The 13,672-nt window shown below is 71.6% G+C and carries 16 protein-coding genes; 10 read left to right on the forward strand and 6 right to left on the reverse strand.

Features of this window, described 5'->3' with window-relative positions:
• Window positions 1-41 precede the first annotated feature (41 nt).
• From AC3EO4_RS43795 to AC3EO4_RS43830, 8 genes are read left to right on the forward strand one after another with little or no spacing between them, the layout of a single operon-like run.
• Window positions 42-1,031: an ABC transporter substrate-binding protein gene (locus AC3EO4_RS43795; protein ID WP_431901649.1), complete on the forward strand. Its 990-nt coding sequence runs from the start codon at window positions 42-44 to the stop codon at window positions 1,029-1,031.
• A complete protein-coding gene (locus AC3EO4_RS43800; RefSeq protein ID WP_431901652.1) occupies window positions 1,028-1,849 on the forward strand; it encodes an ABC transporter permease in 822 nt (273 codons plus the stop codon). The genes AC3EO4_RS43795 and AC3EO4_RS43800 overlap by 4 nt, the downstream gene beginning before the upstream one ends.
• Entirely contained in the window at window positions 1,837-2,526 is a 690-nt protein-coding gene (locus AC3EO4_RS43805) for an ABC transporter ATP-binding protein (protein WP_431901653.1), read from the forward strand. Before AC3EO4_RS43800 ends, AC3EO4_RS43805 begins: the two co-directional genes overlap by 13 nt.
• Complete coding sequence (locus tag AC3EO4_RS43810; protein WP_431901656.1) at window positions 2,523-3,512, forward strand: ABC transporter substrate-binding protein; 990 nt, start codon at window positions 2,523-2,525, stop codon at window positions 3,510-3,512. Before AC3EO4_RS43805 ends, AC3EO4_RS43810 begins: the two co-directional genes overlap by 4 nt.
• Window positions 3,512-4,342, forward strand: coding sequence for an LLM class flavin-dependent oxidoreductase (locus AC3EO4_RS43815; RefSeq protein WP_379572099.1), 831 nt, complete (start codon window positions 3,512-3,514; stop codon window positions 4,340-4,342). The genes AC3EO4_RS43810 and AC3EO4_RS43815 overlap by 1 nt, the downstream gene beginning before the upstream one ends.
• Complete coding sequence (locus tag AC3EO4_RS43820; protein ID WP_379571710.1) at window positions 4,332-5,432, forward strand: LLM class flavin-dependent oxidoreductase; 1,101 nt, start codon at window positions 4,332-4,334, stop codon at window positions 5,430-5,432. Before AC3EO4_RS43815 ends, AC3EO4_RS43820 begins: the two co-directional genes overlap by 11 nt.
• Window positions 5,432-6,310 carry an ABC transporter substrate-binding protein gene (locus tag AC3EO4_RS43825; protein WP_431901660.1) on the forward strand — a complete coding sequence of 293 codons (879 nt, stop codon included), beginning with the start codon at window positions 5,432-5,434 and terminating at the stop codon, window positions 6,308-6,310. The genes AC3EO4_RS43820 and AC3EO4_RS43825 overlap by 1 nt, the downstream gene beginning before the upstream one ends.
• Before the next feature lie 46 nt (window positions 6,311-6,356).
• Window positions 6,357-7,250, forward strand: a complete 894-nt coding sequence (locus AC3EO4_RS43830; protein WP_379571706.1) for a TIGR03564 family F420-dependent LLM class oxidoreductase — start codon at window positions 6,357-6,359, stop codon at window positions 7,248-7,250.
• 74 nt (window positions 7,251-7,324) lie between these two features.
• On the opposite strand, the gene AC3EO4_RS43835 is transcribed toward AC3EO4_RS43830, so the two are convergent.
• The 6 genes from AC3EO4_RS43835 to AC3EO4_RS43860 all read right to left on the reverse strand — a co-directional run bounded on the left by AC3EO4_RS43835 (window position 7,325) and on the right by AC3EO4_RS43860 (window position 11,553).
• Window positions 7,325-7,732 (reverse strand): VOC family protein, encoded by a 408-nt coding sequence (locus AC3EO4_RS43835; RefSeq protein WP_379571704.1) that lies wholly within the window; start codon window positions 7,730-7,732, stop codon window positions 7,325-7,327.
• Window positions 7,729-8,202, reverse strand: coding sequence for a helix-turn-helix transcriptional regulator (locus AC3EO4_RS43840; RefSeq protein ID WP_431901664.1), 474 nt, complete (start codon window positions 8,200-8,202; stop codon window positions 7,729-7,731). Before AC3EO4_RS43840 ends, AC3EO4_RS43835 begins: the two co-directional genes overlap by 4 nt.
• The gene (locus AC3EO4_RS43845) at window positions 8,189-9,349 is read right to left on the reverse strand and encodes a 4-hydroxybenzoate 3-monooxygenase (protein WP_431901667.1); all 1,161 of its coding nucleotides are present in this window, start codon (window positions 9,347-9,349) and stop codon (window positions 8,189-8,191) included. The genes AC3EO4_RS43840 and AC3EO4_RS43845 overlap by 14 nt, the downstream gene beginning before the upstream one ends.
• A gap of 66 nt (window positions 9,350-9,415) precedes the next feature.
• Window positions 9,416-10,156 carry an IclR family transcriptional regulator gene (locus AC3EO4_RS43850; RefSeq protein WP_379571698.1) on the reverse strand — a complete coding sequence of 247 codons (741 nt, stop codon included), beginning with the start codon at window positions 10,154-10,156 and terminating at the stop codon, window positions 9,416-9,418.
• 9 nt (window positions 10,157-10,165) lie between these two features.
• Window positions 10,166-10,801 (reverse strand): CoA transferase subunit B, encoded by a 636-nt coding sequence (locus AC3EO4_RS43855; RefSeq protein WP_379571696.1) that lies wholly within the window; start codon window positions 10,799-10,801, stop codon window positions 10,166-10,168.
• The gene (locus tag AC3EO4_RS43860) at window positions 10,801-11,553 is read right to left on the reverse strand and encodes a CoA transferase subunit A (RefSeq protein ID WP_379571694.1); all 753 of its coding nucleotides are present in this window, start codon (window positions 11,551-11,553) and stop codon (window positions 10,801-10,803) included. The genes AC3EO4_RS43855 and AC3EO4_RS43860 overlap by 1 nt, the downstream gene beginning before the upstream one ends.
• Window positions 11,554-11,652: 99 nt before the next feature.
• On the opposite strand from AC3EO4_RS43860, the gene AC3EO4_RS43865 reads away from it, so the two are divergent.
• Entirely contained in the window at window positions 11,653-12,495 is an 843-nt protein-coding gene (locus tag AC3EO4_RS43865) for a sulfotransferase family protein (RefSeq protein WP_431901670.1), read from the forward strand.
• Window positions 12,492-13,661 (forward strand): glycosyltransferase family 4 protein, encoded by a 1,170-nt coding sequence (locus AC3EO4_RS43870; RefSeq protein WP_431901673.1) that lies wholly within the window; start codon window positions 12,492-12,494, stop codon window positions 13,659-13,661. The genes AC3EO4_RS43865 and AC3EO4_RS43870 overlap by 4 nt, the downstream gene beginning before the upstream one ends.
• Window positions 13,662-13,672: the final 11 nt, after the last annotated feature.

Below are 13,672 nucleotides of genomic sequence, written 5' to 3' on the forward strand. Positions count from 1 at the left end.
CCGACTTGACGCAGACTAAACCTACCTGAATTATAGGGAATATGAGTCCTCGTCTTGCGAGCCTCGCGGTCGCGACGCTCTGCGCTCTGTCCGCCTGTGCGTCCCCCGCCGCGAAAGCGCAGCAGGGAGCCGTACTCAAGCTGAAGGATCCGGGCAACGCAGGCCCGCTGGCGTACGCCAAGAAGAACGGGATCCTGGAGAAGCGGCTGGCCGCCGTCGGCGCGTCGGTCGAGTGGGGCGGCACCTACGCCTCCTTCACCGCCACCGTCGACGCCGTCCGCTCGGGTTCGGTGAACGTGCTGGAGGGCGCGATCTCGCCCGCGCTCGGCTACCTGGCCAACGGCAGGGACATCAAGATCTTCTCGATCACCGACAGGGTCACCGACCCCGCCGCGCCCAGGACCGACGGGCTCGTGGTGCCGGCCGACAGCCCGGTCAAGGACGTCAAGGAGCTCGCCGGCAAGAAGATCGCGGTCAACAAGGGCGGGCGGGGGGAGTACCTGCTGCTGCTCGCGCTGGAGAAGGCCGGTCTGCGGCCCGACCAGGTGACCCGGGTCTACCTCAACCCGGACCAGGCCGCCTCCGCCTTCGCCACCGGCAAGGTCGACGCCTGGTGGGCGATCGTGCGCGCCTACCCGGAGGTCGTGGCCAAGGGCGCCAGGGTCCTCGCGCACAGCAACGACCTGCCCGACCAGGACCTCAACATCCAGGCCGCACGCGTGGAGCTGCTCCAGAGCCACCCCGAGGCGGTGCGGGTCTACCTCGACGTGCTCGGCGAGCTCACGGCCCAGGCCAAGAAGGAGCCGGAGAAGTTCCAGAACGTCTTCCTCACCCAGGGGCCCACCGCGCTGTCGGGCGCGCGGCTGCAGGAGGAGCTGGCCAAGGCCAGGTACGCCCTCCCGCCGCGCCCGGCCACCGCCGCCGACCTGTCCTACGTCAAGGACGTGGCAGGCGTCTTCCAGAAGTACGGCGTGCTGCCCGCCTCGGTGAACCCCGCCGACGTCGTCTTCGAGCAGAAGGCGGCCCGATGACGACCCTCACCAGGGCCGAGCCCGTGGAGGGGCTGGAGGAGCCGCGCTTCCTCGGCACCAGACGGCGCCCGCCCGTCCTCGGCGCCGCCGTGAGGGCGTCGGTGCCGCTGGTCCTGCTGGCCGCCTGGTGGTACGGCGCGGCCCGCGGCGCCATCCCCTCCGACGTGCTGGCCGCCCCCGCCCAGGTGGCGGCCGCGCTCGGCGAGCTGACCCGGACGGGACAGCTGGCCGACTACCTGCTCGCCTCAGCCCACCGAGCAGGTCTCGGGGTCCTGCTCGGCGGCGGGCTCGGCCTGCTCCTCGGCGTGGTCGCGGGCCTGTCCGCGCTCGGCGAGGAGCTGGTCGACCCGACCATGCAGATGAAGCGCGCCGTCCCCTTCCTGGCGCTGGTGCCCCTGTTCATCTCGTGGTTCGGGGTGGAGGAGACGTTCAAGGTCGTGCTCGTCGCCGTGGCGACGGCCGGCCCGATGTACGCCTACACCTATCTCGGGGTGCGCGGGGTCGACCGCAAGGTGGTCGAGGCGGCCAGGGGCTTCGGGCTGAAGGGCCCTGGACTGGCGCTCGGCGTGATCGTCCCGACCGCGCTGCCGAGCATCCTCATGGCCCTGCGCGTCTCCCTGTCGGTCGCCCTCACGGGCCTCATCGCCGCCGAGCAGATCGGCGCCACCGAGGGCATCGGCTACCTGGTCACGCTCTCGCAGCAGTACTACCGCAACGACTACATGATCCTCTGCGTCGTGATCTACGCCGTGCTCGGCCTGGCGATCGACCTGGCCGTTCGCGGTGTCGAGAGGGTGAGCATGCCGTGGCGGCGGTGATCGTCCAGGGGCTCGGCAAGGCCTTCGGCCGCAAGACCGTCCTGAAGGACGTCGGCCTCGACCTCGCCCGTGGCGAGTTCTTCGCCCTGCTGGGCCCCAGCGGCACGGGCAAGACGACGCTGCTGCGCATCCTCGCGGGACTGGAACGGCCCGACACGGGCACGGTGCTCGCGCCGCGCCGCCGTACCACGGTCTATCAGGAGCCCAGGCTGGTGCAGGCCCGCAGGGTGCTGGCCAACGTGACGCTCGGCCTGCCGCGCTCGGCCCGCGAAGCGGGGCTCGCGGCGCTGGCCGAGGTGGGCCTCGACGGGTGCGGCGACGCGTGGCCCGCCACGCTGTCCGGCGGGGAGGCGCAGCGCGTCGCCCTGGCCAGAGCCCTGGTCAGGGAGCCCGAGCTGCTCCTGCTGGACGAGCCCTTCGCCGCCCTCGACGCGCTGACCAGGCTGCAGATGCAGGACCTCGTCGCCGAGCTGTGCGCCCGCCACCGCCCCGCCGTCGTGCTCGTCACCCACGACGTGGACGAGGCGGTACGCCTGGCCGACCGCGTCGCCGTGCTGCGCGAGGGCGAGCTGGCCGTGGACCGCCGCATCGACCTTCCCCATCCGAGACAGCGCGACGACCCCGCCTTCCTCGCGCACCGCGCACTGTTCCTCTCCCACCTTGGAGTGCACGTATGAAGATCTGGTACACCCGCTGCCCGGTGCCGACGGCCTCCGGGCTGGCGCACAACCTGGGTTGGCTGGAGCAGGAGCTCGGCGAGGTCGGCATCCTGCAGGACGCGCCGCCCGAGATCGCCAGGCACCACTTCGACCACGACCTGCTCGGCCTGTTCCGCGAGGGCGGCAACGTCCCCGCGCTGGCCGCCCGCTCCGAGGGGGCGCGCACCAGGCTGATCGGCCTCACGTGGATCGAGGAGTGGCAGTCCGTCCTGGTCAGGCCGGAGTCGGGGATCAAGGACGCGGCCGGCCTGCGCGGCGCCAGGTTCGCCCTTCCCGCGTGGGCCGCGACCAGGGCGGAGAGCTTCCCCCGCGCGATGGCGCTGCACGGCGCGAAGGGCGCGCTGTCGCAGGCGGGGCTCACGCTCGACGACGTGAGCTTCGTGGACGTGGGAATCGCAGGGCCCGACGTGGGGCGCGGAGCGAGGAACGGGCCGTGGTCGTGGCCCGGTATCGAGGAACTGGCCAGGGGCGAGGTGGACGCCGTCTACGTCAAGGGCGCCCGTGCCGCCGAGCAGGCCGCCCAGGTCGGCGCGGTCGTGGCGGTGGACCTCGACGCCCACCCGGACCCGCGCACCCGGGTGAACAACGGCACCCCCAGGCCCATCACGGTGCACGAGGACCTGCTCGCCGAACGCCCCGAGGCCGTCACGGGGTTCCTCGTCCAGACACTGCGCGCCGCCGACTGGGCGGCCACCAGCCTGGAGGAGGTGCGCACCATCCTCGGCAGGGAGACCCGCTCGGGCGCGCAGGGCGTGGCCACCGCCTACCGTGACGACTTCCATACCTCGCTGCACCCTGACCTGTCGGCCGAGCGCCTCGACCTGCTGCGCGTGCAGAAGGAGTTCCTGCGCCTGCACGGCTTCCTGGCCGCCGACGTCGACATCGACGCCTGGGCCGCCCACGGGCCGCTGGCCGCCGCGCGCGAGATCCTGGCGGGCGCGTGATGGCCGAGTTCTTCATCACGCTGCCCAGCCAGGGCCAGCGGCGCGGCGGCGACCACCTCCTGCAGGTGGGCAGGGCGGCGGAGCTGACCGGCTACACCGGCGCCTACGCCCCCTTCGATCCCGAGGGGGAGGAGTCGCTGGTCATCGCGGCGGGGCTGCTCAGGCAGTCCAGGTACCTGCGGCTGCTGGCCGGGTTCCACCCCGGCATCGCCACCCCGGTCTACGCCGCCAAGGTCGCCGCCTCCCTGCAGCGCTTCTCCGGCGACCGGCTCGACTGGCGGATCGACGTCGACCTCGACCCTGCGGTCGCCAGGGCGCACGGCGACTTCACCGAGGGCGCCGACCGCTACGCGCGGGCGGAGGAGTTCCTGACGATCGCCAAGGGAGTCTGGCACCAGCGCGAGTACACCCACGAGGGCCGCTTCTACCAGGTGCTGTCCGGCGGCTTCGCACCGCCGCTGTCGGGGCGGGCCTTCCCGCGCGTCCACCTGTCGGGCACCTCGCCCGAGGCCCTCGCCCTGTCGGTACGGCACGCCGACGTCCACGTCTTCGACCACGGCGACGACCTGTCGCTCACGGCCGAGTTGCCGGGTCTCACCTACGGCGTGCGGCTGGCGGTCCACGCCAGGGAGACCGACGAGGAGGCGGCGCGCGACGGCTTCCCCGGCCTCGCCGGGTCCTACGAGCGGATCGCCCGCCACATCCGGGACTACATCGACCAGGGCGTCGAGGTCTTCTACCTGGAGGCCACGCCGTACCTGGAGGAGACCTACCGCCTGGGCGAGCACCTGCTTCCGCTGCTGGCGAGGGAGATCGCTCATGCCGGTTGACATCTACTGGCGCATCGGCACCCACGGCGACCAGCCGTCGCTGCGCCGCCGTACGCCCACCAGGGGAGACTGGGCGCCGCTCGCGCCCGGCAACCTCGCCCCGGGGACGCGCGACGACTACAGCTACGTCGAGCACATGGCGGACGTGGCGAGGGCCTCCGAGGGCGCGGGGTTCGCGGGCGGGCTGCTGCCGTCCTTCCCCAATACCGACGACCCGTGGGCGACGGCCGCCACGCTGGGCCGCGAGACCTCCACCTACCGGTTCATGATCGCTTTTCAGCCGGGGTTCCTGCACCCGGTGCAGGCGGCGCGGATGACCGCGACGCTGCAGCGCGCCACCGGCGGGCGGGTCGTCTACAACGTGATCTCCGGGGGTGGCGGGCCCGACCAGCTGTGGTGGGGCGACAAGGTGGACCACGACGACCGCTACGCGCGCACCTCGGAGTTCCTCGACGTGCTGAGGGGCGTGTGGGGCGAGCGGCCGTACTCCTTCCACGGGCGCTTCTACCGGGTCGAGGGCGGGCGGCTGCCTGCGCCGCTGCTCGGCCAGCCCTTTCCCGAGATCTACTTCTCCGGCTCCTCGCCCGCCGCCATCGAGGCCGCGGGACGGCACGCAGACTACTACCTGTCCTGGCTGGAGCCGTTCCACGCCCTCGAGGAGAAGTTCGAGCGGGTGCGCGAGCGCAGCCTCACCCCGCCGAAGTTCGCGGTCCGCATCGACGTGCTGGCCCGCGAGACCGAGCAGGAGGCATGGGCCGAGATCGCGCAGGGCTGGGACAACATCGACCCCTCGGTGCTGCGCGGCGCCACGGGCGACTCGATCGGCTGGCAGCGCAGCCAGTCGTTCGTCACCGGGCCCGTCACCGGCCACCGTGACCTGGAGGTCACCCCCAACGTGTGGGGCGGCTTCCACCTGCTGCGCGGCGGGCCCGCCTTCGGGCTGGTCGGCAGCTACGCGCAGGTCGCCGAGCGGCTCGACGAGCTGACCGCGCTCGGCGTCGACTCCTTCATCCTGGCCGGCGTGCCTCACCTGGAAGAGGCCTACCGCGTCGGCGAGAACGTGCTCCCCCTCATGAAAGGACTCTCCTGATGACCGTCCGCGTCGGATACTTCCCCTCCAACAACTCCCTCTGGGTGCTGCGCCACCGCGGCATCCTGGAGAAGAGCCTGCCTGAGGTCGAGTGGGTCGACCTCAGGGACCTGCCCGCGGGTGAACGCCCCTCGCCCACCGAGGGGCTGCCCTCACTCCACGGCGACCACCTGTTCGACGGCGGCTACGACTTCATCGGCACGGGATCGACGCCGCCGGTCACCGCCCAGGGCAAAGGCCACGACATCGTCTACGTCGGCGTCTCGGGCTCCCGTCACGAGAACGGCCGCCTGGTGACCAGGGCCGACTCCGACGTCAGGACGGTCGCCGACCTCAAGGGCAGGAAGGTGGCGCTCGGGCACGGCTCATGGCAGACGACCCTGCTGCTGTTCGCCCTCGACGACGCGGGGCTCGCCTGGAGCGACATCGTCCCCGTCGACGCGGGAGTCGACGCCGCGCGGCTCCTGCTCGACGGCGAGGTGGACGCGTGGGTCGGCTCCTACCCCTCGCTGAGCAAGGTCGAGGACAGGACCAGGACGCTCGTGGAGACCGACGGCCTGTTCAGCCACCGCTCGCTCTGGTTCACCCGCCGCGACTTCGCCACCGAGCGCCCCGACGCGGTCAGGGCCATCGTCGCCGCGCTCAAGGAGTCCGACGCCTGGATCGCCGAGCACCCCCGCGAGGCCGCCGAGCTGTTCGCGGCCGACGACGGCGGCAGCGTCGACGACTGGGAGAACGCTCTGCGCAGACGCCCCTTCGGCGTGGAGGAGGTCACTCCCGAGTTCGTCGCCGAGCAGCAGCGCGCCGCCGACCTGTTCCACGCCGCCGGCCTGATCGACAGGAAGATCACCGTGGCGGACGCGGTGATCAGGATCTAGTGGGGCTAGACTCGCCGCATCCTGATGAGAACGGAGTTCGGTTGCGATGCGAGTCGGACTGTTCCTCAACGACCCCAAGGGTGCTGACCCCATCGCCGAGCTGCGGGAGTCGATCGCCCGAGCCGCCGGCGACGGATTCGCCTCCGCCTGGCTGTCCAACATCTTCGGCCTCGACGCGATCACCACGCTGGCCGTGGCGGGCGGCCAGGTGCCCGGCATCGAGCTCGGCACCGCGGTCGTCCCGACCTATCCGCGTCACCCCGCGGCACTGGCCCAGCAGGCGCTGACCGCCAACCTCGCCCTCGGCGGCAGGCTCGCCCTCGGCATCGGCGTGTCGCACCAGGTCGTCATCGAGCACATGTTCGGCTACAGCTTCGAGCGGCCGGCCAGGCACATGAAGGAGTATCTGGACATCCTGCTGCCGCTGGCGCGCGGCGAGAAGGCGAAGGTCAAGGGCGAGACCCTGCAGGCCGACATCAGGCTGAACATCCCCGGCGCGGGCATGCCGGTGCTGATCGCCGCCCTCGCGCCCCGCATGCTCGAACTGGCGGGCTCGATGGCCGACGGCACCGTGCTCTGGATGACCGGGCCCAGGACCGTCGAGGAGCACGTCGTGCCCGCCATCACGCGGGCCGCCGAGCGGGCGGGCAGGCCCGCCCCCCGCGTGGTGTGCGCGCTGCCCGTCTGCGTCACCGACGACCCCGAAGGGGCCAGGGCGCGCGCCGCCGAGGTCTTCTCGGCGTACGGCCGGCTGCCGTCCTACCGGGCGATGCTCGACAAGGAGGGCGCGGCCGACCCCGGCGACGTGGCGATCGTCGGCGACGAGGCCGCGGTGCGCGCCCAGATCGAGGCGCTGGACGGGATCGGGGTCACCGACTTCGTGGCGGCCGAGTTCTCCTCGTGGGAGCGCACCAGAAACCTCCTCAAGACCCTTCTCTGAGGCCCGTCCTGCACGACACGCCCCCCGGGCCTACGGCAGGACCCGCCCCGCCCTGTGGCGATCGGGGCCGCGGGTCAGCGCTTGCGCTGGGTCAGGCTGAACCAGTTGCCTGAGTTGTCGCGGAAGACCGCCTCGATCCCGTAGGGGCGGTCGGCCGGCGGCTGGACGAACTCCACGCCCTTGGCCGACAGCTCCTCGTAGCTCTTGTGGCAGTCGTCAGTGGCCATGACCCCGGGGCCCAGCGCCCCCTTGGCGATCACCGACCGCAGTTGTCCCGCCGTCTCCTCGTCGAAGTGCGGCGCGCCGATGGCCGACAGGATGATCGTCGCTTCCGGATGGTCCTTCGGAGCCACCACCAGCCAGCGGTAGTCGCCGAGGCTGACATCCTCGCGCACCTCGAAACCCAGCTTCTCGGTGTAGAACGCCTTCGCCTCATCCTGGTCGAGGACGTAGACGCAGGTGTGCGACAGTCCAGTGATCATGATGTTCCTCCTCCTCGTCCGTCTCCTCCGACCGTAGGAGAACGGCTCGAAGGACCGCTTCTCCCAGATTGCTCGAACGGCGGACGGGTGCACATCAGCACGAAGCAGCCGGGGATCGGGGGAGGGCCGCCCTGCCGTACGGACTCCTCCCTGAAGGCGCTCGGCGACATGCCGACCATGGCGGTGAAGCGGGAGCTGAAGGACCCCAGACTGGAGAAGCCGACCAGGACGCAGATCTCGGTGACGTTGAGGTTCGTGGCGCGCAGCAGGTCCTTGGCCCGTTCGATGCGGCGCGAGGTCAGGTAGCGCGCGGGCGTCTCGCCGTACACGTGTTTGAAGGAGCGGGCGAAGTGATAGCGCGAGCAGCCCGCGGCGCCGGCCAGGGCCTCGAGGTCGAGCGGCTCGGCGTAGTGGCGGTCGGCCAGGTCGCGGGCGCGCCGCAGGTGAGGAAGCAGGTCAGGGGCCGTCATGGGCGAAGCCTACGTAGTTCTCCGCCAGCGTGGTCGCCGCCGCCTTCGACGAGACGACGTACTCCAGGTGGGACAGCTGCAACCTCCTGGCGAAGGCGTCGGCTGAGTGGTCGGTGTGCAGGAGCGTGGTCATCCAGTAGGAGAAGTGCTCGGCCCGCCACACGCGCCTGAGCCTGGCGGAGGAGTAGCCGTCGAGCAGCGCCGAGGAGCCCTCCTCGTAGCGGGCGGCGATCGCGGAGGCGAGCGCGGTCACGTCGGAGACCGCGAGGTTGAGCCCCTTGGCGCCGGTCGGCGGCACGATGTGCGCGGCGTCACCGGCCAGGAACAGGTTGTCGTGCCGCATCGGCTCGGTGACGAAGCTGCGCATCGGCGTGATCGCCTTCTCCCTGATCGGGCCGTCCTTCAGCGTCCACCCGTCGCGGGTGGCGAACCTGGTGCGCAGCTCGCTCCAGATGCGCTCGTCGGGCCACGCGGCCAGTTCCTCGTCGGGCGAGACCTGGAGGTAGAGACGGCTGACCTCGGGCGAACGCAGGCTGTGCAGGGCGAAGCCGCGGTCGTGGTGGCAGTAGACGAGCTCCTCGGTCGAGGGCGGCACGTCGGCCAGCACCCCGAGCCACGCGAACGGGTAGTCGCGCTCGAACACCTTCGCCCGGGGCACGGCGGCGCGCGAGACCCCGTGGAAGCCGTCGCAGCCGGCGACCAGGTCGCAGTCGAGCGTCCTCAGCACGCCGTTCTCGCGGTAGGTGACGCGCGGCGAGGCGGGATCGACCTCGAGGACCTCCGCCTCGAACCTGATCCTGCCCTCGGGCGACAGCGCGATGAGATCCTTCACGATCTCGGTCTGCGCGTAGATCGTGACCGTCCTGCCACCGGTCAGCTCGCTCAGCGCGATCCGGTGGCCGGCCCCGCCGAAGCGCAGCTCCAGACCGTGGTGGGTGAGCCCCTCGCGGTCCAGCCGCTCGCCCGCGCCGGCGGCCCGCAGCACGTCCACCGTGCCCTGTTCCAGCATCCCCGCCCGCTGGCGCCGCTCGCAGTGGGCGCGGTCACGGCTCTCCAGCACCACCGCGTCGATGCCGCGCCGTTCGAGCAGATGGGAGAGCAGGAGACCCGCGGGTCCCGCGCCGATGATCGCTACCTGGGTACGCATGCCCTGATCCTCATGGTCGGCCCCCGAGGCTCGGCCGCCGGTCTTCCGGTCAGCGGAACCATTCCATCAGTAGTGGCCGCTGACATCCCGCGACAGCGCCCGCGCGCTGGTCACCAGCGTGGGCACCACCGCCCGCAGGTCGGCGCGCGGCCTGGTGACGATCGACAGCGCGGCGACCACCTGCCCGTCGGCGCCGCGCACCGGGGCCGCCACCGAGCAGGTGCCCAGCGTCATCTCCTCGCGCGTCACCGCCACACCCGTCCTGCGCACCTCGGCGAGGGCGGCGCGCAGCCGGTCGGGATCGGTCACCGTGTGCCTGGTCAGTGCGCTCAGACCGGCGGAGACCACCTCGTCCGTCACCTGCTCGGGCGCGAAGGCCAGCAGCACCCTGCCCACCCCGGTGGCGTGCAGGGGAAGCTCACCGCCGACCCTGCTGACGGTGGGCACCGAGGCGGGTCCCCGCAGCCGTTCGAGATACAGCGCCTTCAGCCCGCGCCGCACGGCCAGCTGCACGTTGGCGCGCGTGACCTCGTACAGGTCCTCCATGTACGGCAGCGCCAGCTCGCGCAGGTCCGCCGCGGCCGCCGCCTGGGCGCCGATCCGCCACAGCCTGATGCCGACCCGGTAGGCGCCGTCGGGCAGCCGCTCGACGAAGCCGCCCCTGCTCAGCTCTCCCACCAGCCGGTGCCCCGTCGCCAGGGGCAGGTCCGCCCTGCGGCAGATCTCGGTCAGCGTGAGCCGTACCTCGCCCTGGGAGAAGGCGTCCAGGATCGCCATCACTTTTCCTGCGACGCTAACGGGCGGCATGTCCGGATATTAACCCTCAGTCAGCACCTCGGGCTCGGTGGCCGCGCGCACCTCCTCCACGCTCACGCCGGGCGCGGTCTCCACCAGCCTGAGCCCGTCCGGGGTCACGTCCAGCACGGCCAGATCGGTGATGATCCGGTGCACGCACGCCGCCCCCGTCAGAGGTAGCGAGCACTCCTTGACGATCTTCGGCGAGCCGTCGCGGGCGAGATGCTCCATGACCACGATCACCCTGCGCGCACCGTGGACCAGGTCCATCGCGCCGCCCATCCCCTTGATCAGCTTGCCGGGCACCGACCAGTTGGCCAGATCGCCACGGGCCGAGACCTGCATCCCGCCGAGCACCGCGACGTCGATGTGGCCGCCGCGGATCATCCCGAACGACAGCGAGGAGTCGAAGAACGAGGCCCCCGGCAGGACGGTGACCGTCTCCTTGCCCGCGTTGATCAGGTCGGGGTCCACCTCGTCCTCGAGCGGGTAGGGGCCCACGCCCAGCACCCCGTTCTCCGAATGGACGACCACGTGCACGTCGGGCGGGATGAAGGCGGGAATCAGCGTCGGCAGCCCGATGCCGAGGTTGACGTAGGCGCCGTCGGTGAGCTCGGCCGCCGCCCTGGCCGCGATCTGCTCTCTGGACCAGGCCATCAGGCGCGCACCGTCCTCTTCTCCACGTGCTTGTCTGCCGCCTGCTCGGGCGTCAGCGCGACCACCTTCTGCACGAACACGCCGGGCAGGTGCACCTCGTCGGGTTGGAGCTCGCACAGCTCCTCCACCTCCGCGATCGTCACCCTGCCCGCCATCGCCGCCAGCGGGTTGAAGTTGCGCGCGCTCCTGTCGAAGACCAGGTTGCCGTGGACGTCGCCCTTGGCCGCTCTGACCAGCGCGAAGTCCGTTCTGATCGACTCCTCCAGCACGTACGGCACGCCGCCGAACTCCCGCACCTCCTTGGCGGGCGAGGCCACGGCCACGCTCCCGTCGGCGGCGTAGCGCCACGGCAGCCCGCCCTCGGCCACCAGCGTCCCGACCCCGGCGGGCGTGTAGAAGGCGGGGATCCCGCTGCCACCAGCCCTGAGCCGCTCGGCCAGCGTGCCCTGCGGTACCAGCTCCACCTCGATCTCGCCGCTCAGGTAGCGCTTGGCCAGCTCCTTGTTCTCGCCGATGTAGGAGCCCGTCGCCCGCGCGATCCTTCCCGCCGCCAGCAACAGCCCCAGCCCTCGCTCGTCGACACCGCAGTTGTTCGACACCACGTGGAGCCCGCCCGTGCCCTGCCGGTGCAGCGCGGCGATCAGCACCGACGGCACGCCGCACAGCCCGAAACCGCCCACGGCCAGCGACGACCCCTCACCGATGCCGGCGACCGCCTCCGCCGCCGACCCGACCAACTTCCCGACCTTCATGGCGCTCACCGTTCCAGCCGACGCCGACAACACCACTGTGTCCTTCCGGTGAGCGGAAGCCCAGGCAATCCTCAGGTCCGCTTGTTAACGTCCAACCGCATGAACTGGATACGGAGGGTGAACACGACCTTCGGCAAGATGACGGGTTTCCAGCTCACCAGGCTGCCCGCCGCCGTGCCCGCCGCCGTGCCCGGGGCCGAGGCGGACGTCAGGCCGCCGGCCGACCCGGCCTCTGACAGGCTGCTGCGCGAACCGGTCTTCCTCCTGTGCCCCGTCAGGTCGGGGTCCACGCTGCTGCGCGCCGTGCTCAACGCCCACTCCAAGATCCATGCCCCGCACGAGCTGCACGTGCGCAGGCTGACGGTCGGCTACGGCACGCCGCTGGCCGAGCGGGCCATGGACGCTCTCGGCCACAACAGAGCCGACCTGGAGCACCTGCTGTGGGACCGCGTGCTGCACAGGGAACTGCACAGGAGCGGCAAGCAGATCATCGTCGACAAGACGCCGGCCAACGCGTTCGTTTTCCAGCGCATCGCCACCTGCTGGCCCGACGCCAGGTACGTGTTCCTGCTCCGCCACCCCGCCTCCATCGCCCGCTCGTGGCAGGAGAGCACGGGCCGCTCCGCCGACGACGCGGTCGCCGACGCGCTGCGCTACATGAAGGCCGTCGACCGCGCGCGGAAGGCGCTGCCCGGCCTGACCGTGCGCTACGAGGACTTCACCGCCGATCCCGCGGGCAAGGCCGGTGAGATCTGCTCCTTCCTGGGCGTCGACTTCGAGCCGGCCATGCTGGAGTACGGCGACGCCCCCTGGGTCAAGGGCCTCGGCGACTGGAAGGACAAGATCCGCACCGGCGCCGTCCAGTCCGGCCGCCCGCTGCCCACGGCGGAGGAGGTGCCCGCCCCGCTGAGGGAGCTGACCGGCCGCTGGGGCTACCCATGAAGATCCACTACCTGCTCCTGCACGCCTACGGCACGGGCGGCACCATCCGCACCGTCCTGACCCAGGCGGGCTGGATGGCGGCGGCCGGCCACGAGGTCGAGATCGTCACCGCCGTCAGGCGGCGTACCAGGCCGGGTTTCGCCTTCCCCGAGGGGGTGAAGGTGCGCACCCTGGTCGACCAGCGTGCGGGCGTGCGTCCTCCGCAACTGCAGGCCAGGGTCCTGCGCAGGCTACGCGGCCACGTCGTGCCGCGCGGCGAGCCGGCGGCCGGCTACTTCACCCCCGAGGTGGAGGCCGCCGTCGCCGCCTGGCTGCGCGGGCTGACCGGCGGGATCCTCGTCACCACCAGGCCCGCGCTCAACCTGCTGGCCGCCAGGCACGCCTCGGGCCTGGTCCGCATGATCGCCCAGGAGCACATGAACCTCGCCTCCCACCGCCCGGCCGTGCAGAAGGCCATCAGGCGCGGCTATCGCAGGTTCGACGCCGTCACCGTGCTCACGGAGACCGACAGATCCCACTACGAGACGGTCATGCCCGGCGCCAGGATCATCCGCATCCCCAACGCCGTCCACCCCATGGAGCGCGAGCCCGCCGACCACGCCGCCACCAGCGTGATCGCGGCGGGCAGGCTGGTCCCCCAGAAGGGCTTCGACCTGCTCATCCCCGCCTTCGTCAAGGCCACGGAGAACCGTCCCGACTGGCGGCTGCGCCTCTACGGCACCGGCCCCAAGCAGGCCGAGCTCGTCACGCTTGCCGAGCCGGCCGCCTCCAGGGTCGCGCTGATGGGCCGCACCGGCGCATTCCACCAGGAACTGGCCGCCTCCTCCCTGTACGTGCTCAGCTCCAGGTTCGAGGGCCTGCCCATGGTCATGATCGAGGCCATGGCCCACGGGCTGCCCGTCGTCGCCTTCGACTGCCCGACGGGACCGGGCGAGGTCATCACGCACGACGTCGACGGCGTGCTGGTGCCGCCGCAGGACGTCGAGGCGCTGGCCAGGGCGATCGCCGAGCTGATCGACGACGAGCCGCGGCGCAGGCGGCTCGGGGCGCAGGCCGTGCGGACCGTACGGGCCTATTCGAAGGGGGTGGTTGCCCCGATGTGGCTGGAACTGTTCAATGACCTGCAGACGGCGAGGCGAGGGGCCGATCGCAGGTCCCTTTCGTAAACTCCGGCAGG

Source organism: Nonomuraea sp. bgisy101 (genome assembly GCF_057708945.1).